The sequence below is a fragment of the Stieleria neptunia genome (assembly GCF_007754155.1).
Lineage (GTDB): Bacteria > Planctomycetota > Planctomycetia > Pirellulales > Pirellulaceae > Stieleria > Stieleria neptunia.
In genome coordinates this window covers 822,365-844,729 of sequence record NZ_CP037423.1, presented here as the reverse complement: position 1 = coordinate 844,729, position 22,365 = coordinate 822,365, and the positions used below count along the sequence as shown (strand labels likewise).

Genomic DNA, 22,365 nt, shown 5'->3' with positions numbered 1-22,365 from the left:
GGGAAGGCAAAACGATGGGGGCAAAACAATGGGAGGGCGGAATGATGGGCATTACAACCCGACGGTCGCAAGGTGGGCTGATATAGAAAACTATGCCAGCACGGACTCGATTTCGCTGCGGGGGACGAAGTGCAACACAAGCGGCTGTGAACCGTCGGGTTGTGATTGCTGCCAGGTGGCGTACATCCCCTCGGGGCGATCCAAGACGTCCACATAGCGACTGCACCCCGTACCGAACGGGCTGACAAACAAGGGCTCGTACCGAGACAGTCGTTGCGGTTGTTGCCAACGTCGGTCGAGGAACACAGCGGCACCGCCGAGTTCCTCGCACGAATGGCCGCGGGGGCGGGCAACCGATTCGGCGTGTTGCGTGTGATCGCGCACGCATTCACCGCCGTCATAGAACATCAATTGCACGTTCTGCCCGAGAAACGCACCGAGTGCAGGCACGTCGATGACCGCCGTGCCGCGAGTCATGGCGACGTCCCAGACATTGCCGCGAGGAAAAAAGTCGAAGGTTGCCGATTCGCAGCGCGTCGAGGCGCCGGAGGTTTCAGACGAGACAGAATCGTCCCGCGGGACGGCGGCGTCTGCCGGCACGAATCCCGTGTTGGAACAGCTCCAATTGAAGGGGTGCGAGCAAAACAGCAGCAACGGGCCGGTAGGTGTCTCATACAGAAACGGGTCTTTGACGTGAATCGTCTCCGGTTCCTTCGACACCAGCCACGGAACGATCGCCGCGTCTTTCAGGCCCTCAACCGAGTCGGCATCGATTCGATCGATCGACCACACCCCGGTGCCGGGTTTCAGAAACCGTTGAAACTCTGGTGGATAACCGACTCGGTCTTTTTCGGTTGAAACATACAGTTCGACCGAGTTTGGGCTAAAGCGGATCGCACTGCCTTCGATCGACAGCACCGGTGTCTCGCCGGGAGACAGTTCTTGCTTGCCCATCCCCACGACTTTTTCAAATGATCGGCCTTGATCGCGCGATCGAAAGATCGCCAATTCCAGCCCGCGACTGCCCGCAGCCAACCCGGTTCTTGAATCGCCGTGATTGCGGTAGCGGCCGACCAAATAAAGATCGCCCTGGGGTCCGACCGCCATGTTTCCGCCGCCGAACCAGAAGCCCGAACTCGCATCATAAGGCGGAACGATGACCCTGGCGCGACGTTGGTCGATCAACAGGTGGCAGAGATCGACGAGTTTGGATTGAAGTCGATGGTCCAGCATGTTACCAAACCAGCGGCAACGTTTCGTCGCCCGGTTCCATTCGCCCGGCCGGCCGGATTTCGGTTCCCTTGGTTTTCGTCAACTTGTCCCCCATCTCGTTGCGATAGCTGGCCGCTGCGGCTTCCAGTTCGGCGACGACGTCGGGGAACTCGGCCGAGACATCGGTCGTTTCAGCGATGTCGTTGTCCAAATCGTACAACGCCCGCTCGGCCATTTGGTTCTGGTACGCGATCGGCAATCCGCCTGTGCCACCGGGGTGTCCGTTGAGTGTGCGGTACTTGTGTGGAAACACCAACTTGAAGCGTTCATTCCGCACCGCTTCCAATTCGCCTTTGTAAAAACATGCGAACGAATCGTGGGGCGTCTTGGCATCGCTGTGGCCGAACATCAAGGGGCGGATGTCGTGGCCGTCGATCTTGTGGTCGGGCAATTCGGCATCGGCCAGTGCGGCGATCGTGGGCAACAAATCGATGGTGCTGGCAAAGGTATCGCAAGTGGTTCCCGCCGGGATCTTTCCTTTCCACCACATCAACGTCGGCTCGCGATAGCCGCCTTCAAACATCGTGCCCTTGCCCTCGCGCAGCGGCGTCGCTTTCCCGGCATGCGTCCCATACGAAAGCCAGGGTCCGTTGTCGCTGGTGAACACGACCAGGGTGTTGCGTTGGACGCCGATGTCTTCGATCGCGTCCAAGATTTGACCGACCGACCAATCCACTTCCATGACCACGTCACCGAACAAACCGTGTCCGCTCTTGCCGCGAAACGCGTCGGAGACGAACAACGGGACATGCACCATCGGGTGTGGCAGGTAGAGGAAAAACGGTTTATCGGAATCGCGTCGGATGAACTCGACGGCCCGCTCGGTGAACTGCTTCGTCATCTGCTGTTGGTCTTCCGGTCGGATACTGTCGATGACAACTTTCGTGTCCTTGATCATCGGCAATTCGGCCCAATTACTCGGCGCGTTGGGATTGATGCGGCGCTTGGCGACGGTGGCCGGATGCAGCGGCCACATGTCATTGCTGTACGGAATCCCGTAATACTCGTCGAAGCCGTGGTTGGTGGGCAGGAACTTGGGGTGGTGTCCGAGATGCCATTTGCCGTAAATCGCCGTGCGATACCCCTTGCTGCGGCACACTTCCGCAATCGTCGTCTCGTTGAAGTTCAGCCCGATGTTTGACTTTGGCCCCAGTGCGCCGGAAATGCCGATACGTTTGTGGTAGCACCCCGTCATCAAGGCCGAGCGTGAGGCGCTGCAGACGGCGGACGAGACGCAGAAATCGGTGAACTTGCGACCTTCGGCTGCCATGCGGTCCAGATTCGGCGTCGGATAGCCCGTGTCACCGAACGGGCCGATGTCCGCATAGCCCATGTCGTCGATGAAAATGATCACGACGTTGGGCGGCGTCTGCTGGGCTGACGTCTGCTGGGCTGACGCCTCGACGAGCCAGCCACACGCCAGCACGATCACGGCCAGTGAGCAGAAAAATGAACGTAGCGGGATTGATTTCATGGCGGTGTTGGTAAACCTTAGCATCGGGTGGGAAGCATGCTGCGTTGATGATTGAGCCGTAGCCACAGTATACAAGGAATGACCATGACATTGGCTGAAACGGAGTTGGCCCGGGAAGCACGTCAGATTCTGCGCGACCGGTTCGGGCTGGACGAGTTTCGCAGCGGGCAGGCGGCGGTGATCGAGCGTCTGTTGGCCGGAAAGAATGTCGCGGCGGTGTTTCCGACCGGCGGCGGCAAGAGTCTGTGTTACCAATTGCCCAGCCAGATGTTGAGCGGAACGACGGTCGTCGTTTCGCCGCTGATCGCGTTGATGAAGGACCAGTGTGACGCCTTGGCCGCACGTGGGATCCGCGCCGCTCGACTGGACAGTTCCTTGACAGAGCAAGAGTTTCGCGACGCGATGCGGGGAATCCGCGACGGTTCGATTCGCCTGCTGTACGTCGCCCCGGAGCGATTTTTCAACGAACGATTTCTCGCCTCGGTCGGATCCTTGGATGTCTCGCTGTTTGCGATCGACGAAGCGCACTGCATCAGTCAATGGGGACACAATTTTCGCCCGGATTATTTGAAACTGGCCGAGTTGGCCGGCACGCTCAACGCCGATCGTATCCTGGCGCTGACCGCCACGGCGACGCCCGCGGTGCTGGAGGACATTCGCAAGGCCTTTGCCATTGAACGCGACGATGCGATCCGCACCCCGTTTCATCGCTCCAATTTGCATTTAAAAAGCACCGTTGTCACCGCGGCGGATCACTACGAAACACTCCGCCAGCGGATTGAGTCGCGACCACGTGGGGCCACGTTGGTCTATGTCTCGAAACAAAAAACGGCCGAAACGATCGCCGAGCAACTCAGCGACGATGGCATCCCTGCGACCGCGTACCACGCCGGGATGGACGCCGAGACGCGGGCGACGATCCAACAAGATTTTTTGGCATCCGGCGACGGCATCATCGTCGCGACGATCGCCTTTGGGATGGGGATCGACAAAGCAAATATCCGCTACGTCTATCACTACAATCCGCCCAAATCACTGGAGGCCTACGCACAAGAGATCGGACGCGCCGGACGTGACGGCGAGCGGTCGATTTGCGAACTGTTGTTGCTGCCCGAAGATCGTGTGGTGTTAGAGAATTTCACCTATGGCGACACGCCCAGCCGTCACAGCGTGGGACGGATGATCGATTTTTGCCACGGCCAACCCGACGAATTCTTTATCTCCCATTACAAGCTGTCGTTCGAAACCGATATCCGAATCCTTGTCGTTCGCACGTTGCTGACGTACTTGGAACTGGACGGCTACTTGCAAGCGACGTCGCCGCGCTACGATTCGTACAAGATTCATCCCTTGGTGACCTCGCGCGCGATCTTGAACAACTTTGACGGCGAACGGCGAGAGTTTCTGGCCGGATTGCTGGGACAATTGACCAAGGCGCGGAAGTGGTTTTCACTCAATACCGTCACCGCAGCCAAGGCGCTCGGTCAAGATCGACAACGGATCGTCAAAGCCATCGACTTCATGGCGGCGCAAAACTGGATCGAAGTCAACGTCAGCGATCTGGTTCACGGTTACCGTTGGAAACGGCGGCTGGAGCACCCCAAGGTCATTGCCGACCAGTATTTCGAAAAAGTGGTCGGTCGTGAGCAGTCGGAGGTGTCCAGGCTGGAAGACGTGTTCGCAATCGCCAGCGCAGCGAGTTGCCAATCGCGATTGTTGGCCGAACATTTTGGCGAGACGATGGACGCAGCGTGTGGTGCCTGCAGTCATTGCCTTGGCGAAGGTCCCCACACGATTCCCGCGATCACCCATCGCGAGATCGGTGACGGCGTGCGAACCGCGCTGGCCGAGGTTTGTCGGCAGTATCCCGATCATTTTGCGACCGCGCGTCAACGGGCACGCTTTTTGTGCGGACTGTCGTCACCGCAGATGATCCGGTCGCGGCTGTCCCGGCACGCCAGTTTTGGGGTCTGTGAACAAATCCCCTTCGCCGATGTGCTTCGTCAGGTCGAACGGATCTCGCCAGAGCTTTAAAACAGAAACTTTTGGGCGGCGAGCACCAAGGCGACCAATCCGATCCCGGAAATCACAACTGCACGGGCAATTCCATCGATTTTATCAGCGTCCATTCTTCATCTTTTCCTTGTTCAATGCATGGGTGATCGCTTCAGCCACCGCTTGGCTGAGAGGATGCGGACGAGTTTGGTTCGGCCGCCGACCGACGCAACGTTACCAGGCAAAGAAAGATCAAAAAAGGTGGGCCGATGGATCGGAAAATAGCGGCCCTTCGCAACATCGTTGCCCGCTCGCGGCACCAACGGGTCGGCGTGAAGCATCGGTTTCTTGTGTTTGATGAGGTTTTAGCGGCAGGGCGCAGCCCCATGCCATCTAATTTGACGTCAAGCGGGGTGTCGATTGTTAGCGGCAGGGCGCGAGCCCTCCGGTCTTTCACGGTGTTTTTGAAACGCGACCGGACGGCTCGCGGGCTGTCGTTTTTGTGAGCCGCGACGCGTCAGCGGCCGGGCACTGCGGCGCTGCCCGAGGCCTGACGGCCAGCGGCTCACCATTGAATCAGCAGATTCCGACTCAATCGACAGCCCGCTCGCGCCCTTCCGCTAAAAGTGGACAATCCACTCCCTTGCGCTTCGTTCGTGTCAGGATTGTGTCCGTTTTGCGTGCCGTCCATCTCCAAACGGCGGAGCTGCGTCCGCGATCGCTTGCCGGTTGTTAGACTGGTTGCAGCGAAAAATGGACCAATCGATGCGATGCCCGTTGGTGGTTCGCCTTCCCATCCGTTCACGCCACCCCGACACCCCCGACGACAAGAACGCTGTTTCATGAGACGAATCCTTTCCCTGGCAATCCTGACCCTGGCAACCCTCGCTCCCGCCCTGGCCGCCGATCGCCCGAACATCTTGTTCATCTTTTCCGACGACCATGCGTTGAACGCGATCTCGGCTTACGGCGGTCGGCTGGCGGAGGTCGCGCCGACGCCCAATATCGATCGCATCGCCAACGAAGGCGCCCTGTTTCGCAATTCCTTTTGCGCCAATTCCATCTGTGGCCCGTCACGCGCTTGCATCCTGTCCGGCAAACACAGCCACAAGAATGGTTTCTTGCGCAACACCGGCGCGGGGTTCGACCAGTCTCAATGGACCGTCGCCAAGTCCTTGCACGGCGGTGGTTACCAGACCGCGGTGATCGGGAAGTGGCACTTGAAAACCGACCCCGTCGCCTTTGACTACTGGGACATCTTGCCCGGGCAAGGCAGCTATTACAATCCGGTTTTCATCTCGATGGACGGCAAACAGAAACGGTTTGACGGATACGCCACCGACATCACGACCGACAAAGCGATCCAGTGGCTCGACCGCCGCGATGCCGACAAACCGTTCTTCCTGATGTGCCAGCACAAGGCACCGCACCGAACGTTTGCCCCCGCCCTGCGCCACCTCGGCACGCTGGACGGGGTCACCATTCCCGAGCCGAGCAACTTGTTCGACGACTATGCCACGCGCAGCCGAACGTTGCCCAAGAATGAAATGGAAATCGATCGGCACATGACCTGGGCCTATGATTTGAAGCTGCGCAAAGAAGAAATGCAGGGCGTCACCTTGCCGGAGTTCCGGTCGTACGGCACCCCGGAATACAACCGCATGACGGAGTCGCAAAAGGCCACATGGGACGCCCACTTCGCACCAAAAAACAAAGCCTTTATCGACGACTACAAAGCCGGAACGATCGATCATCAAGCACTGGTGCGTTGGAAGTACCAACGCTACATGCAGAACTATCTGGAAACGGTCAAGGCAGTCGACGAGAGCGTGGGCCGACTGCTAGACTACCTGGACAATCACCAGTTGGCCGACAACACCGTCGTGATCTATTCGTCCGACCAGGGGTTTTATCTCGGCGAACATGGCTGGTTCGACAAACGATGGATGTTCGAAGAATCGTTCACAATGCCGTTTGTGATCCGCTGGCCCGGCGTGGTCCAGCCGGGCGCCAAGCCGACGGCACTGATTCAAAACATCGATTACGCCCCCACGTTCCTGGACATGGCCGGCATGGACACTCCCGACGAAGTTCAAGGGACGTCGATCATGCCGGTGCTCAAGGACAGCGATCAACAGATTCGCGATTCGGTCTATTACGCGTATTACGAACTCGGCGAACACGCCGTCCCGCAACACTTCGGCGTTCGAACGCACACGCACAAATTGTTTTACCTGCCGTGGACCGATGAGTGGCAGCTGTTCGATTTGGTCAACGACCCCACCGAGATGCGGAACGTTTACTCCGATCAGAACTACGCCGAAGTCCGCAAGCAGCTTCACGAAACCTACGACCAACTGCGTTCCCAGTACGACGCCCCGAGTTACGAAGCCTACGCACCGCCGCAGTATCGCGAGAAAGCCTCGCGTTGACGCGGGCTCAACCGCCGATGCCGTTCCGCCATGCCTTGGCCTTTGCTGCTTCATCGCCAAACTCGTTCAAATTGAGTCCCGTGCGGTTTTGCAGCAGTTCCAGCAGCTCGACGTTGCCGCAAAACTCGGGAAGCGTGAATTGGGCCGTGCATCGATTCGGTAGCCTGAGGATCAGCACCTCAACCGTGAACGTGGACCAGCCGGCGGTAGGCTTTGCAGGTCCCAGACGCGATTTGGTTTTGACCGTCTTGCGATACCGCGCCAATCCCGTGATTTCATTCAGGGCAAAACGGCGCGACCCGACCCAGCGGCTGACCACCAGATGCGTCGGCGTCAACGTGACACGGGCGGTGGCCAGATGCCGGACCAACAATCCGGCCCCGGACGAAATGACGACGCCCATAATGATCAGCAACGTTTCATCGGCTGGTAGCCCGGCGAGTCCGTTGCGCAACCCGCGGTGCAGGCCGGCTGAGAGCAGCATCAAACCGAACAGCCCGATCGAGCAGACTGCGGCCCAAGCCACGAAACGGTTCGGCAGCTCGTTGTAGAATCGATGAACGTCCGCCGGCGCGTTCGTTGCGGAATCCTTCATGCTGTTCTCGTTGCGATCCTGAACGAAGCGGTGGCGACGGGCTGTTGTAAACTTGCGCCCGACGTGCAACCGATCGATTCGGGTTGCCCGTGCAATCTACACTGAATTCGGTCTCCCGCAGGCCGTCTACGCTGCTGACGCCGAGGCAGGTGGTTCTCTCTACATTTTTAAACCCATTTCAGTTGAGCGAGAAAAACAATGCAAGTCCACTATCTAGAGTTCGTGACGCCGGACGTCGACATCGTGTGCGCAACGCTTTCCGAACTCCATGGCGTGACGTTCGGCACGGGCGATCCGGCGCTTGGCAATGCACGCACGGCCACGCTAGCGGGCGGGGGAAAGATCGGCGTGCGGGCTCCGATGCACGAATCCGAGTCGCCCATCGTCCGACCTTACGTGCTGGTCGACGACATTGATGCCGCGGTGACATCTGCCGAGGCGGCCGGGGGCCAGGTCGCGCTTGCGCCGATGGAGTTGCCCGGTCACGGGAAGTGCGCCATTTTCTTTCAGGGTGGCATTCAACACGGACTCTGGCAGGTGTGAATGTCGGGACGCGGCAGCAGTCAGGAATGGTCGAGGCGACGCATGAAACGAAGACCGAATCGGCCGTAGTCTTGACCGTCGACGTCTCCATCGCCTTCGTAATCAAGATCTGGATTGTAGATGCCCGGTGCCGATTGAAGGAACGTCAGCCCGAAGCGTCCATAGTCGTGGCCGTCGACATCCCGGTCGCCGTCGCTGTCACCATAGAATCGAAAGAATCGGTCGGCTGCGTTTTCACCATGCACCCAATCCCCGTCCAAACTCAATCCCGTCTGTAGCGATTGGATTGCGTCCGCCGGCACGGTCAATTGATAGTTCCCGTCGGCCAGCGAATTGAGCAACCCGGTGGTCCCGGACGGATCACGGGAGACCACCGATGGACCGGGCCCGAACGTCAGTTCCACGATCGTCCGGCCGTCTCGGAATGTGGCGTTCACGATCAGCGACGTGACTTTTGTGTTCGTGTCCCGGTTCGTCAACTCGATCGCCGTCTCAGCGACAAGGACTTCTTCGTCGAAGACCAAACTGATCGAATCGACCATCGAGCGCTGTTGCCGGCCGACCGGCGGATCAACGCCCGGCGGTGCTGCGACTTCCACGTCGGGGGCGACCGGTGCGTCGGCGGCAAGTCGATACAGTTCGTTTCCGATCAGGCCGTCATCGCCGACGAACAGCCAATCGTCGCCAAAGGGATGGAACCCTTCGGGATCGCTTCCGAATCGCAGGTCCCGGTTCAAGTCTTCGATCAACGACGTGTTTGCCGGCGTGCCTCCGCTACTGTAGGGCTCACGTCCGACCGATCCGTCATCGGTCACGCTGAGCAACAATCTCAACCCCGTCGAACCTTTGGGTTCGGGGTTGCTGCTTGGCAGCCCCGGTTGGAGGTCGGCGACCAATTCCGTGCCGGCGGGCGTCCCGTCGGTGCTCCACAATTCACGTCCGGTCCCCAGGTCGGTGGGTGCGACGCCGAAGCGGGTGAGATACTGTCCGCCGATCACGGTTGGTCCCAGGATTCCGGGGCCGGACCAGGCGACCGACAAGTTGTCGCCGCCGGAGCCTTCCTTCATCAACGCTTCGATGTAATACACCTGTCCGGCGACCAAGCGGATCGGCGCCGACTGCTGGTCGGTGGGGTATTTGTCGTACTGCCGAGAGCTGGTCCAGACGGGGACCGAAGCGATCTGAGCTGCGTTGGCCGGATCGTCATCCGTGCTCAACAGCAGGGAACCTTGGTCGTCCGAGGCGATCCAAAACGTGTAGTCGCCTGTCGTGGGAACGGTCAAGTACGCCCGCACACGAGCCCCGTAGTTGTTGTCGACATTGGTCGGAATCTCGAAGGAGTCGAGCAGCGCGATCGAGTCGGGGGCATCGGGATAGTTTGGTGCACCGGTTAAATTGACGAGCTGCGTCCCGCTGATTCCGGAAAAGATTTCCAGCAGTGCGCCGCGGTTGGATTGTTCGGCGGCAAAGTAGACACGCCCGTCGGATGCCGTGAATCCGTCGGGGTTGGAACTGCTGCTGAGCGGACCGACGTTGGCAATTTGCGTGGCGACGGTACCGTTGGAGAGGAAGGGTTCCGTGCCATCGACACCGTTGTCCGCTGCGAAGTAAAGGGTACCGCCGATGTCGGTGAGTTCGGCGGGGTTGGACGATCCGTTCGGATTGATGTCCAACAGGGTCCCGCCGGATGTCTGCAACTCTCGCCCGTTGGTGCCGTCGTCGGCGGCGAAGAAGAGCGTGCCGCCGCTGACCGTCAACTGTTGCGGGTCGGACCCGATGGCGCCCGGATTGATGTCTCGGACCTGTTGGATTCCTCCGCCGGCGCTTGTCGAAAACAGTTCTCGTCCGCCGACGCCGTCATCGGCAGCGAAGTAGATCTGTCCCTTGAACGACGTCAGCTCGGTCGGCTCGCTGCCGGTGTTTCCGCTGTTCAAATCCTGGACGATCGCGGTTCCCGCCAGGGTCCCGTCACTGCTCCAGAGTTCTTCGCCGCTGGCCGCATCATTGGTGACAAAGTAAACGCGGTTGTCGGCGGGATTTTCGACGAACATCGTGCCGTCCAAATTGACGGCAACGGGCGTTCCGGCCATGAATTGAGTGGTTTGGGAACCGTCGTGGTAATACATCCCGCCGCCGGAGCCAGCGATCGAGTTATAGAACACGACACCACTGCCGAATTTGGCGAGCCCTGAAACCGCGTCGATGGACGAAGCAGTCACGTCGGCGACCATGGTGACCGTTTGGCTGGTCGGGTCAGCCCTCCAAACCGCTTCGCCGTTGATCCCATCATCGGCGACGAAGTACAGCAGGTCGCCGACCGGCGTGAATTGCTGGACGTCGGCCGACTGCGTGCCGGGATTGATGTTGGCGATGGGGCGCGTGGTCAAGGCGGTGCCATTGCTGGCCCAAAGCTCGCGGTCCACCGTCCCGTCGATCGTTGTGAAGAACAAGGTTCCGCCGATGTCGGTGAGGTTTTGCGGGTCACCATCCAACGGTGCCCCGTACTCGTCGCTGCCCGGTTGCGAGTCGATCAATCGCATCGTTCCGCTTTGCGTGCCATTGCTGACCCACAACTCTCGACCGGATCCCACCGGTTCATCGGCGGAAAAGTACAGCAAGCCTCCCGACTCGGTCAATTCACTCGGGTTGGCACTGCCGTCGGTGACGAAATCGTCGATCAGGACCGTGCCGGCGGTGGTTCCATCGGTCTTGTGCAATTCGCGGCCGACCGGTAACCGTGCCGTCGTCGCCGGCGACAGGTCGGCAGTCAATGTTGCATTGACGACAATCGCTTCGGATCCGCCGTCGGCAAACGCCGGGGCTCCGTCGCGTCCGATGGTCATGCGCAGGGTGGCCGTCGTGACGGTGGGGCCGCCCGGATGGGAGATGGCAATGTTGTTGGCCGATCGCCCGGCAAACCAGTTGTCCAATTCGTCGCCGGCCAACTCCAGCACCGACGTCCGGGTGGTCGAGTGGTTGAGGAACAGTTCAAAGACCAGGCCTTCGTGCGATTGATCGAATTGATTCCCCGAGGCAAAACCGGTAAACGCGAGATTGGTCAGACCTGCGGCGTCCGAGATCGTCCATTCCCAGGAATCGTTGTCCAAGTCACCCGAATCGATGTCGGCGAGATAAAAATCATTCAGCGCGAGTGTTTCCAGTCCGACGCCGGCGTCACCGATTTTTGCACCGTTGACAACCCAGCCGGGACCATCGTTGGTACTGGTCTGGGGCTTGGCGGTGAAGACACCGTTGCCCCCGAAGGTGGCCAGGTTGCCGCGATCCGGTCCGGTGGTGAGTCCGGTCACGATCCCCGCCCAGGCCGATCCACTTAGGATCGAGTTGTCGGTCAACAGCGTCGGAGCATCGGCGCTGACGGTCGTCGCCGGCACGACTCCCTCGGCGGCAAAGAACAGTTCTTGTCCGACGACTTCCAGATCCGTCGGGTTGGAGGCGTTGCTGCCGCCGGCCGTGTTGGCGACCATCGTGGTTGTCCCCGTCGCGACCTGGCTCTTGAACAATTGACGCCCCGTCACCCCGTCGTCGGCGGAGAAAAACACGTGGCCGTCGAATGCCGTTAGATCATCGGGGTACGATGAACCGCTTGGATGGAGATCGGCAACCTGCAGGGTGCCTGCGGAGGTACCATCGCTGCGAAACAGTTCCACGCCATCGACCGGATCTTCCGCGACGAAGAACAGCACGCCGTCGACATTGGTCAAGTAGGTCGGGTAGGAACTGATCGAGGGATCCGGATCCAATGGATCACTCGTGTCGATCGCCAAGTCCTTGACCATCATGGTCCCCGCCTCGCTTCCGTCGCTCATCCACAACTCGCGATTGTAGTAGCCGTTTTCGTAGGAGGTGAAGAACAGCGTTCCGTCGACGTCCGTCAATTCTCTCGGGCGGTCAATGATGGTTTGATCCGGATTGATGTCTTTGACCAGCATCGTTCCGCCGACGGCTTGGTCGTGGATCCATAGTTCGTAGCCCGAATCGTAATGATAGGCGGTGAAGAACAGATTGCCGCCCGAGGCCGTCAAGTCGCGAAGGTAGTAGACTCCGTTGGCGTCGGCATCGAACACCATGGTGGTCCCGGCGGTCGTGCCGTCAGTTTTCCAAAGGTCTGTTTCGCCGAGTTCGTCCAGTGCCGTGAAGAACAGTTCCGCCCCCAACACGGTCAAGTCTTCGGGCAGGGAGCCATCAACGCCGGGCAACAGATCGGCGACCTGGCCGGTGCCGTCGATCGTGCCGTCACTCTTCCAGAGTTCGCTTCCGCTGCGTCCGTCATCAGCGACGAAATAGACCTCGCCTTTGAACTCCACCAAGTGATCGATCGCGGCCGAAACACCTTGTTGGTTGATGTCCGCGAACAGACCGATGTCGAAGGCCAGCAGGTCGCGCCGTTCCAGTTGCTCGATCTGCGATGAAAGGCGCTGACGTCGAATCGTGCGAGCGTTGCGGCGACGATTTCGAGCCGCCCGGGCTTGGTGCAGAAGGGGCATCATGGAGGGGAATCGATGAGCGGAGCGGGAGAAGAGAGACGAGCTGAGGAGGGCCGGCAAGGCGTGACGGCGGATCCCTAGGTTATCCGATACGACTCCCCATGGCGCGCAAAATCATCCAGGACAGAACGGGCACGACGCGAACTTGCTGGTGATCCACCCGATACAGAGAGCCACCAACCACCTCACAGGGGGTGGCGATTGGGATAACGGACGAACGACCGGAGGGCTCGCGCCCTGCCGCGAACCATTGGGGCGATCGGGTCAATCGATCGGCGAGAGCAGGTTGATGAAGGACCGAGTCAGCAGGGGCGCGAACTCGGTGCGGAAGCCTTGGAATTCGAGCGCCTGCAAGACCGACTCGACTTGGGGTGATGGATGGGCGATCGGCCAAAGTCCGGCCACCAAGGCGTGATGCTGAAAGGCAAAATCTTTGGCGTCTTCGATGGAAAAGTGTGGTGTGACCGACTGGATCGTGCCCGCGAACGCTTCGGCCGGTTCCAAGAGCGAGCGTTTGAATTCGACCAGGAAGGCTTGCGACAGGTTTCGTTCGAGTACGGCTGCGAACAGGACCATCAAGCGACAGAACCGCTGGTGACGTTGCAGCGCCGAGGTGAGCATCTCGGCGACTCGCGTGGGGGTCGGTTTTCGCAGTCGCCCCAGCCCCGTCGTCACAGTTTCCAGCCAGCGCTCAAGCTCTTCACGATACAAGGCAAGAAAGACTTCTTCTTTGGTTTTGAAGTAGTGATACAAGCTGGCTTTTCCGAGCCCCGCACGTTTAGCCACGTCACGCATCGAGATCGTGTCGTACTCGTTGTCATCCAACAGTTCGGCTGCCGCATCGAGGATCGTTGAGATCCGTTCGGCTTTTTGTTCGGGGCGTCTGGCCCGTTGCCAGTTCATGGTTCAAAAGACTCGCTGGGTGGGCTGCGGATCCTCGGTCGCGGCTTCTGCCAACACCACCGGGCGGACGCCGAATGTTTCGACCAGGATCGCATAGAAGGCGGGAACCACAAAGAGCGTCAGGAGGGTTGTCAGCAGCAGGCCGACGATCATGCACCACGCCAGGCCTTCCCAAAGTGGACCGCCGCTGAGGGCCAGGGGGATCAAGCCGCCGACGGTGGTTGCCGTGGTGAGAAAGATCGGCAAGATGCGTTGCTTGCCCGCTTCGATCAGACAACCGCGAAACTCATCGACGCTCAGACCCTGGATGGGGCCATCCCCGCTGCCCGCGTTCCGCTTCTCCGTCGCCTTTTGTGCGATCAAGATGTCGGCGAATTCGACGAAGATGATGGCCGTGTTGAGCACGATTCCGAACAGGGCCAGGATTCCCAATTGGGGCATGAAGCCCAATGATTTGTCGGACAGGAACAAGCCCAGCCAGGCACCCACCAACGCCAACGGCAGCGTGGAGAGAATGATCAACGGTTTCGACCAGCCGTTGTACTGGAAAATCAGGCACAAGATGATCAGCAAAAACGAGATCGCAAAGGACATCATCATCTGCCCGCCCGCTTCGACGCTTTCTTCATAGGCGCCGCCGGGCTCGATGGAGTAGCCGACCGGCAGACTGTCGCGAAGACGTCGCAGCTCCTCGGACTTCAAAATACGCGAAACGACGTCGTTACCCGTCACCCCCGGCTCCATCCTGGAGCTGACCTCGATCGTGCGGTTCATGTTGCGTCGCTCGATTCTTGCCAGTTCGAACGCGGGTTCCAAACTTGCGATCGATGCCAGCGGGACCTTGCCGCGATCTCCTTCGACGTAAGACTCTTGAAGTCCGGCGATTGACTCGCGCTGACTGGCGCGGAGACGAAAGTAAACGGGGACTTGATGGTCGCCTTCGCGGAACGTGGTCAAACGCAGTCCCGAATAATAGGACGTCAGGGTTTTGGCGATCTGCGAATTCGTGACGCCGGCGAGCACGGCTTGGTCCTGGTGGACGTTGACCCGAATCTGGTACCCGTCGATGCCCCAGGAATCATTCACATCCCAGGTTTCAGGTTGTTCGGCGACGAGTCGCTTGAGGCGATCGGCGGTGTTGCGGAGGATGGCGGGATCGGCAAAACCGTTTCCGGCGATCCGCAGGACCAGCGGATCAGCCGGCGGTCCCAGGGCCAATTGAACGGGGACAACTCGGGCGCCAACGATGGGGGCGATCCCCAGTGATGCGTCGCCGCGCTGGGCGACGTCGCGAACACGCTGGGCGTAGGCTTTCGTCACCGAGTCGCTGGTGGTGCGGACCAGAATTTCGGCGAACGAGCGTGATTGGGGTTCGGGATCCCAGCCCAGATGCCATCGCGAGCCTCCGCCACCGACCATCGTCCGATAGGCTCTCAGTCGGTCAGATTCCGCGCCGCCTTCGCGGCTCAGTTTTCGAAGGATCGATTCGACTTGACGAGCCGCCGCATCGGTATGGTCGATCGTCGCGGTTTCCGGCAAGATGATTTTGACCGCGAACTGGGTTCCGGCGGCTTCGGGAAAGAACTCGGAACTGACCGGCAACATCAAAATCGCGACGACCAGCACCGCAGTGGCCAAGGCGGTCAGCCATTTGGCGTTGACGGCCCAGCGGGCGACGCGGGTGTAGAGGTTGAAGGCGTGATTGCCCGTTGGTTTTGTCTCACCGTGTGGTTGCGCCGACTCAACCGCGTGGCGGTGGCGCAAGCGGGGGGACCATGCCGCCAGTTTTCGAAACCACGACACGACCGGTGATGCGGGGTAATCCGCCTCGGGCGCGCGGATCAACACCCCGGCCAGGATCACGCAAAAGGTCATCGCCAGCAACCAGCTGAGCGCCAGGGTGGTCGAGACGGTCACGGGCAGGCTGTAGATGTATTCTTTGCCGCCGCCTTCGAGTGAAAACAGCATCGGGATGAACGCCGCCATCGTCGTCAGGGTGCCGACCAGCATCGGAATGGCCAGTGTATTGGCGCCGTCGATGGCCGCGGGAAACGGCGCCATGCCGGCGATCTGGTTCGTCCGGGCTTGGTCACAGACCTGAACGGCATTGTCCACGAGCAATCCCAGCGAGATCACCAAGGCGGCAAGCGAGATCTGTTCCAGTTGGACGCCGAAGACCGCGATCAAACCGATGGAGATGATCACGACGATCGGGATGTTGGCGGCCATGACAAAGGCGGTTCGAAAGCCGACCACCAGGTAGACGATGGCGATCACGATCAACACCGCTTCGACCACGTTGAGGATCACATCCCGGATCTTTTTCGTCACGCTTTCCGATTGATCGGAAACCGCGGTCACGGCCACGTCCGATGGCAAGCGCTGTTCCCGTACGATCAATTCGTTGATGCGTTGTTTGCAATCGCGGCACACGTCGATGATGTTCGCACCGGATTTCATCGTGATCCCCAACATCACCGCCTCGGTGGCCCCCGACGCATCGCCGACGCGACAGATATAACTTGCCGGATCCTCGTACCCGCGCTCAATGGTCAGCCCGAGCTCCGTCAGGGGAACGCTGTTGTCCCCGTCGTCGGTGCGGACGGTGCTGGCGATTTGCGTGATCTCCTCCACCGCATTGAACTCCCCGCCCGGATTGACGCTGTAGTGACCGGCTCGGGTGTCGAGTTCGCCGCCGGCCTGGATGATGTTTCGTTCCTGAGCCAACGATTCAAGCCTGGCCGTGGTCAGTTCGATTTGTGCCCAATTCGCCATCTCCGTCTCGATGTAGATCGCTTCCTCTCGTGCACCAAACATCTCGACTTCGGCAACACCCGGCACCAATCGCAACGCATCCTGCACGTCTTCGGCGAAGCGTTCGAGTTCACGTGGCGAGTACCGATCTTGGGGGCGAATGAGTTCGCGGCCGCCCGAAGGGGTTTGGTGAACCGCCAACACGAGCACGGCGGTATCGCCGAATTCGTCATTGACGATCGGACGCACGTCAGCAGACGGCATCGGGACCAAGTCGACGCGGGCGCGGACCTTGTCCCACACGTTTTGGATCTTCTCCGGTGCGATGTTGTCTTCCAGTTCGACGAAAATGGTCGACAGGCCCGTCACCGTCGTCGATCGCGTCAGCTTGACTTCCTCGATGCCGGTCAGCTCTTGTTCGATTTTGTCGGTAACCAGTTCTTCCACCGTGACCGCCGGCGCGCCGGGCCAGGATGTCGACACGACACAGACGCGAATCGTAAACTCGGGGTCTTCGCGGCGTGGAATCGTGATGTACGTGGCAGCCCCCATCACCATGCCGAGCAGGACCAGGGAAAGGACGATCGGGCGATACTTGACCGCGAGCGACGCGAGTGACAGTGATGGCAACGGTGGCGAGGAAGCCGACATGGTCTAGTTCACCTCCGTCGCAACAGATGCTTGGCCGGACGGGCCGACGACGTTGACCGTTTGCCCGGAGCGCAGCAGATGCACGCCGTCGCGAACCACCTGCATGCCTTCTCGCAACTCGGGGGACATCACCTGCATCATCGACCCTTCGTCCAAATTGTCACCGGGGACCAGGGTGACCGGAATCTCGTCGACGCGTCCGTTGCGGACGACAAACAGCGATGACGTGTCCGACGTTTTAAAAATCGCTTCGACCGGGACATGAAACCCGAGTTCCGAACCTTCTTCGGACAGGTCGATGTTGACCAGGTCGCCGGGGCGAAGCATCCACTGCGAACCGCCATCAAGCACGACCGACTCTCCATCCCAGTTCGGTCCCAGCGGTCGACCGTCTTCAAGCAACCCGACGTACAGAGCGTCCGGGTCGACGCTTTCAGGGTCCCCCTGTGGATCGACGAAGGTGATCGATTGAAAGGACCAGTTGCCCAAGAACGGAATCAGCAAGTCGTTCTTGACGATCCCCTGACGCCGCACCTTGAGAATCGGCGGCAGGACCTCATCATGCTTGGCGTTGGTCACCAAGTACACGTAGCTGCCCGCCTCGTCGTTCCGGATCGATTTTTCTTCGACCAGGATCACCCCTTCGTCGGTCCCCATCATCTGGTTCAAGCGGATCGGCCAGAGGTCTTCCGAACGCACGACGCTCTCCTTGTCGATCGTGCCGGCCAATTCGTCCGCGAACCTTTCGTTCAGCATCAGCAGGGTCATGGTAAACGTTCGCGTCGTCGGGTCGGCACTCGGGTCGATGTTGTAAACGAAGGCCGTCGACTGGCGTGTCGATCCGTCCGGCAAGGCGAACGACGCCGGCAGGCTTCGACGCGTTCGCATTTTGCGAGACTGCTTGGCCGATAACTCGACTTCGACCTTGATCGGATTGGTCATCTGCAACGTCAACACCGGTGACCCGGCCGAGACCACGCTGCCCGGGACGACCGACACCTTTGAGATTTGCCCCTGGTAGGATCCGTACAAGACGGTGTTGTCCAGATCACGCTGGGCGTCACGAAGTGCCTGCCTGGCCCGTTTGATTTGCGCGTCGGCCGACTTCAGCTGCGCCTGGGCTTGTTTCTTGCTGGCCGACAACGAAAGCAGCGTGGCCGATCGCGTGGCGACTAAGTTTTTGGCCTGTTCCAGCTCGCTTTGAGACGTCGCGTTGCGGCTCTCCAATTTCTTGTTGCGCTCGTATTCCGCCTTCGCCAACTCCAAATCCGCTTCCGCCGACTCGATCTGGGCGGGCAGCGATTCATTCAGCTGGATCTCGATCTCTTCTTTGCCCAGAATCGCGACCTCCAAGTCCGCCTCGGCGGACTGCAGCGCGATTTCATAGCGGGCGGATTCGATTTGCGCCAGCTTCGTGCCCTCCATGATGACTTTGGTTTTGTCTTGGGGGTCAACCAGACGCCCATCGATGTCTTCCCCCGGCTCAAGCACCCACTCGACCCGTCCGGACACCTCGAACCCCAGGTCTTCGGTTTTCCACGATTTCACGCTTCCGGACGCCGAATACGAGGATTGGGGGACCGTTTTGGAAAGCGTCATCACCGTCACCGGCAACGGAGCTTTTTCGCGAAGCTCGGTCGTCGGTTCGTCGCATCCGGAAATCGACACGGCGAAACAGGCGACCAGGAACGCGAACGCTCCGGCCCGACGGTGGACGCCTCGGCTTGGATTGCTTGTCACGACAGGCCCCTGGAACACGCTTGTTTCTTAGGCGGGTGGATCGGAGGCGCGCTCGCGCGCGCCAATACGGCTGCGATCCTAGCGACCGAAATAGATTTAGTCGACCGCCGGTCCACTAAAAAACTGCAGGCCCCCCTCGTTACGGGGCTCCGCCTCGTAACGGGCTTCGGCCCAGGCTCCGCCCGGGACCTCGGGCGGGAAGGCGGAGCCTTTGGCGCATTGCGTTCCCAGCCCGGAGCCTGGGAACGAGGGGATGCGCGGTGCGCTACGGAACTCTGCGGAAGCGGTTGGTTTTGGCATCCACGTCGCTGGCCCCTTGGTGTTCGACTTGGACGGCCTGGTCCGTGATGCCGGTGAACAAACAACCCGCGATCTGACCGAATGCGACGTCATCGACGAGGACTCCGGCGCGAGAGAGGCGAGCAAAGCTGCAACCTTGGACGTTCACTCCGTCACAGCGGCGCAGCTGCAGTGCGGCGGGGTGCTGGAGGACTTCGCCGCCGTAGTGCTCGCCGTTGAGGGTAACGTCCTGGCAGTCTTCCAGGATCACGCCGAGCTTGGCCTTGGCCCCATCGCCGTAGTGATAGCGTGGGTTGCGATCGTACACGTTGCCGGTCATGACGACCTGTCGGCAATTCGTTGCGATCACGTTTGCCGCGTAGCCTTTCCACATCGTGTTGCCGCTGATCGTGATGCCTCGCACAGCGGTGATGTCCAAATTCGTCTGGACATCCGAGAGCACGTTGTCGGCGATGGTGATGTTTCCGGTGCGGCGTTCGTCGGTGAAGGGGCGCTCGTTGGACCAACCGTTGATGCGGATGTTTGCCGAATCGGGGGCGTCGTGCGTGTGTTGGATCGTGCAACCGACGATCGCGACTTCGCCGACGGAGGTGTCGGTGGAATCCAACAGGACATTGGCGGTGGGCGGGGATGACGCATCGCCCATGTTGCCCTCGATGTCACAGGTTCCAATTTGCAAATTGCGGATCTCGCTTCCCGTCGAAACGACTCCGCCGCCGGCGTTGTAGCTGATGTGGCAGTTGGCGATGTTGATTTGGTGCAAATTCAGACGATCCAGGAAGACTCCGATTCCGCTGTTTTCGTACAAGTGGCACTCGGACAACGTGACGTTGCGGTTGCGTCCGGTCAGGCGAACGGCATGCTTGGCCTTGCGGACGACGACGCGGGTGAGTGTCAGTTGCATGGTGCCGTCGGCTTCAATGCCACAAGCGTTTGGATGGCCACCGAGGATTTCGATGCCGTCGACCATCGGTGTCCGTTGTCGATCCCACACGTTCGGTTTGACCGTCGGCGGACTGGCCGTTCCGCCGTGTGTTCCGATGAAGCGAAAGGCGGGACCGGCCGCTTCCATTTTAAATTGTGCGACGCCGTCTCCCGACAAGCTGGTCCAGCCGACGCGGTCCAAGTCAACCGTGATCGTTTTGGTGAGTCGATAGACCCCACGCCCGAATTCGATCGAACCGGTTTTGGCATCCACGGCGGCCTGGATCGCCGCGGTGTCATCGGCGATGCCATCGCCCACCAGACCTGCCGGGGTCGCCGCATGGGCCGTAAAACCAGCCAATGTGAGGGTCAGAATGAACGAGCCGAATAGGGTGTTGGATGGGGGCATCAAAGGATCCGGGGAACACTTGGGGCGATTATGAAGGTTGACCTGGCAACCCGAACGTCGACGCGGAGAGCGTGGCAGGGCAGCGTTTGGGCGACAGGCAATCCCGTTCTATCTTTTTGCGCCGCAGGGGCGGCATGGGAACCGACGGCGATTGTAAACCTGAGCGGTTGCCGCGTGGCGCACGAGTGACTCGAACCCGTTGAGAAATTGGAACTCAAATGATGGATGCGATTCAGATTGGTACGACCGGTTGGCTATTGATCGCGACCGGACTGGCGTTCCTCTGCGCCGTGTTTGCCTGCTGGGTGTTTTCGCTGCAATTGTGCATGGCCTACTTTGGCGAAGAGATTCCGACCTATTGGGGCTGTGCCGGCGTGAAGTTGAAGATCATCGCCGCGGTCGCCGCAACCGTTTTGGTCAGCTACGCATTTTTAGGTCCGCTCGTCTTTCTCGCCGCGCCGGCTTCCTTTGTGGTGGTGCTGATGATGATTTCCAATGCGGCCCATTGTGATCGCTTTTTCGCAGCGATCATCACCCTTTCCCACTCCGCGATCTGCCTGGCTGCCACTGCGTTTTGCATGCTGGTGTTTTGGCTCGGACTCTCGTCGCTCGGTTATGACGCAGACGCTGTCGCGGAGGAGTTGCGTTCGTTGAGCGGTCATCCATCCGACAGCCGTTCCTTCACGTTCGAGAATACAGAGCACCCCGAACATCGTCGACGAAACGTTGCGCATTCCAATCCGTTCGTGGGATCGACCGGCGGGGAATCGACCGATGGGAAATCAACGGACGGGAAATCAACGGACGGGAAATCAACGGACGGGGAATCGACCGACGGGGAATCGGAGCGATGATTCCGGACAGCAGGGACGACTGGTTTACCGGCGACGATCAACGCCCGTGCGAGTCCGCCGGCCGATCAGCATCGGAACCAGCAGCAGGGACGCGACGGCGGTGGACGGTTCGGGGATCGCGACCGGATTGCCGTTCAGCACGCGAAAGTTGCTGAACACGGCATCCGCATTTCCACCGCTCCAGGCGGTCAGCGGCGTCTGAGCGTCGCTGCGGATGAAGAAACTGGCCATCAAATCATCGCCGGACCACTGGTTTTGGATCCCCGCGTAGGTATGGGACACGGTCGGGGCGGCCGCGTCGGGGGCTGTCGCGGCTCCGACGACCACGTCGCCGCTGGACGCCTCGTAGGCGACGAACAGGGTGCCCGATGACGAGGAGGGGTTCAGGAACAGACTTCCGCCGAGCGGCTCGGGGGTTTGGTCGACGTCGTTGATCCGCGCCGCGCCGCCGAACGAAAGGAACGGCGCGCCGTCGTTGGTTCCCATCGCGACGCCCGCCGCATTCATGCCGTCGCCGTCTTCACCGATCCCGAAACCCAGGCCCAGGGATCCCGATGGATTGTTGGAGAAGGTCCAGGCGTAATCGATCGCCAGCGAAAAGTCGGCGTCCGGGCGGAAGTAAAATCCGCCCGTTGACGTTTGCGGCGTCGATCCGTTGACACTTTGAAATCCGATATCGGTGCCGGCGGGAATCCCGAGGTTTCCGGCCGAAAGCGTGGCGGAGCCTCCGTGGACGGTGGCGCTGAATGCGGGATGGGCGGGGTCCTCCACAAGCGACCAGGTGCCAAAATCCGTCACGTCGGCACGGGCGATCACGCCCCAAGCCACATGCAGCGTCAGTATCAGGGCGATTCGAAAAACGTTCATCGGGGAGGACGGTCCGGGGAAGCGGGCATCGGTTAGAATCCATAGCCTAATCAGATCACCGAGGTGCATCGAGTCCATCCTGCGACGGACCGGTATCCTGACCCCAACGCCCCTTGCCCGGCACCGACAATCTCGTCATCTCTTTCC

General features: G+C 60.1%; 13 protein-coding genes. 4 read left to right on the top strand and 9 right to left on the bottom strand.

Annotated elements, in window-relative coordinates:
- Positions 1 to 90 precede the first annotated feature (90 nt).
- Together Enr13x_RS03000 and Enr13x_RS02995 are read right to left on the bottom strand one after the other, a co-directional pair.
- Positions 91 to 1,233 (bottom strand): exo-alpha-sialidase, encoded by a 1,143-nt coding sequence (locus tag Enr13x_RS03000; protein ID WP_145384625.1) that lies wholly within the window; start codon positions 1,231 to 1,233, stop codon positions 91 to 93.
- A gap of 1 nt (position 1,234) precedes the next feature.
- A complete protein-coding gene (locus tag Enr13x_RS02995; RefSeq protein ID WP_145384624.1) occupies positions 1,235 to 2,746 on the bottom strand; it encodes a sulfatase family protein in 1,512 nt (503 codons plus the stop codon).
- Between the two features lie 84 nt (positions 2,747 to 2,830).
- Here Enr13x_RS02995 and Enr13x_RS02990 point away from each other — a divergent pair, with 84 nt between their 5' ends.
- Together Enr13x_RS02990 and Enr13x_RS02985 are read left to right on the top strand one after the other, a co-directional pair.
- On the top strand, positions 2,831 to 4,780 hold the full coding sequence (locus tag Enr13x_RS02990; RefSeq protein ID WP_145384623.1) for a RecQ family ATP-dependent DNA helicase: 1,950 nt from the start codon (positions 2,831 to 2,833) through the stop codon (positions 4,778 to 4,780).
- 803 nt (positions 4,781 to 5,583) lie between these two features.
- Complete coding sequence (locus Enr13x_RS02985) at positions 5,584 to 7,173, top strand: sulfatase family protein (protein WP_145384622.1); 1,590 nt, start codon at positions 5,584 to 5,586, stop codon at positions 7,171 to 7,173.
- 7 nt (positions 7,174 to 7,180) lie between these two features.
- Here Enr13x_RS02985 and Enr13x_RS02980 read toward each other — a convergent pair whose 3' ends face one another.
- Positions 7,181 to 7,768, bottom strand: coding sequence for a hypothetical protein (locus tag Enr13x_RS02980; RefSeq protein WP_145384621.1), 588 nt, complete (start codon positions 7,766 to 7,768; stop codon positions 7,181 to 7,183).
- A 198-nt stretch (positions 7,769 to 7,966) separates the two neighbouring features.
- Between Enr13x_RS02980 and Enr13x_RS02975 the strand changes: the two genes are divergently transcribed.
- Entirely contained in the window at positions 7,967 to 8,311 is a 345-nt protein-coding gene (locus Enr13x_RS02975; RefSeq protein ID WP_145384620.1) for a VOC family protein, read from the top strand.
- A gap of 20 nt (positions 8,312 to 8,331) precedes the next feature.
- Here Enr13x_RS02975 and Enr13x_RS02970 read toward each other — a convergent pair whose 3' ends face one another.
- The 5 genes from Enr13x_RS02970 to Enr13x_RS02950 form a co-directional block, all read right to left on the bottom strand.
- Positions 8,332 to 12,819 (bottom strand): PA14 domain-containing protein, encoded by a 4,488-nt coding sequence (locus Enr13x_RS02970; RefSeq protein WP_145384619.1) that lies wholly within the window; start codon positions 12,817 to 12,819, stop codon positions 8,332 to 8,334.
- Between the two features lie 261 nt (positions 12,820 to 13,080).
- Complete coding sequence (locus tag Enr13x_RS02965) at positions 13,081 to 13,719, bottom strand: TetR/AcrR family transcriptional regulator (protein ID WP_145384618.1); 639 nt, start codon at positions 13,717 to 13,719, stop codon at positions 13,081 to 13,083.
- A 3-nt stretch (positions 13,720 to 13,722) separates the two neighbouring features.
- On the bottom strand, positions 13,723 to 17,094 hold the full coding sequence (locus Enr13x_RS02960; protein WP_145392077.1) for an efflux RND transporter permease subunit: 3,372 nt from the start codon (positions 17,092 to 17,094) through the stop codon (positions 13,723 to 13,725).
- Between the two features lie 33 nt (positions 17,095 to 17,127).
- Complete coding sequence (locus Enr13x_RS02955) at positions 17,128 to 18,864, bottom strand: efflux RND transporter periplasmic adaptor subunit (RefSeq protein ID WP_231744061.1); 1,737 nt, start codon at positions 18,862 to 18,864, stop codon at positions 17,128 to 17,130.
- Between the two features lie 265 nt (positions 18,865 to 19,129).
- The gene (locus Enr13x_RS02950; protein ID WP_145384617.1) at positions 19,130 to 20,497 is read right to left on the bottom strand and encodes a right-handed parallel beta-helix repeat-containing protein; all 1,368 of its coding nucleotides are present in this window, start codon (positions 20,495 to 20,497) and stop codon (positions 19,130 to 19,132) included.
- A 218-nt stretch (positions 20,498 to 20,715) separates the two neighbouring features.
- Between Enr13x_RS02950 and Enr13x_RS02945 the strand changes: the two genes are divergently transcribed.
- Positions 20,716 to 21,351 carry a hypothetical protein gene (locus Enr13x_RS02945; RefSeq protein WP_145384616.1) on the top strand — a complete coding sequence of 212 codons (636 nt, stop codon included), beginning with the start codon at positions 20,716 to 20,718 and terminating at the stop codon, positions 21,349 to 21,351.
- Positions 21,352 to 21,375: 24 nt separating this feature from the next.
- Here the strand turns inward: Enr13x_RS02945 and Enr13x_RS02940 are convergent, their stop codons facing one another.
- On the bottom strand, positions 21,376 to 22,218 hold the full coding sequence (locus Enr13x_RS02940; protein WP_145384615.1) for a hypothetical protein: 843 nt from the start codon (positions 22,216 to 22,218) through the stop codon (positions 21,376 to 21,378).
- Positions 22,219 to 22,365 lie beyond the last annotated feature (147 nt).

Coding starts and splice junctions, on each gene's coding strand:
- Enr13x_RS03000 (WP_145384625.1), bottom strand. CDS start 1,233: ATGCTGGACCATCGACTTCAATCCAAACTCGTCGATCTCTGCCACCTG.
- Enr13x_RS02995 (WP_145384624.1), bottom strand. CDS start 2,746: ATGAAATCAATCCCGCTACGTTCATTTTTCTGCTCACTGGCCGTGATC.
- Enr13x_RS02990 (WP_145384623.1), top strand. CDS start 2,831: ATGACATTGGCTGAAACGGAGTTGGCCCGGGAAGCACGTCAGATTCTG.
- Enr13x_RS02985 (WP_145384622.1), top strand. CDS start 5,584: ATGAGACGAATCCTTTCCCTGGCAATCCTGACCCTGGCAACCCTCGCT.
- Enr13x_RS02980 (WP_145384621.1), bottom strand. CDS start 7,768: ATGAAGGATTCCGCAACGAACGCGCCGGCGGACGTTCATCGATTCTAC.
- Enr13x_RS02975 (WP_145384620.1), top strand. CDS start 7,967: ATGCAAGTCCACTATCTAGAGTTCGTGACGCCGGACGTCGACATCGTG.
- Enr13x_RS02970 (WP_145384619.1), bottom strand. CDS start 12,819: ATGATGCCCCTTCTGCACCAAGCCCGGGCGGCTCGAAATCGTCGCCGC.
- Enr13x_RS02965 (WP_145384618.1), bottom strand. CDS start 13,719: ATGAACTGGCAACGGGCCAGACGCCCCGAACAAAAAGCCGAACGGATC.
- Enr13x_RS02950 (WP_145384617.1), bottom strand. CDS start 20,497: ATGCCCCCATCCAACACCCTATTCGGCTCGTTCATTCTGACCCTCACA.
- Enr13x_RS02945 (WP_145384616.1), top strand. CDS start 20,716: ATGATGGATGCGATTCAGATTGGTACGACCGGTTGGCTATTGATCGCG.
- Enr13x_RS02940 (WP_145384615.1), bottom strand. CDS start 22,218: ATGAACGTTTTTCGAATCGCCCTGATACTGACGCTGCATGTGGCTTGG.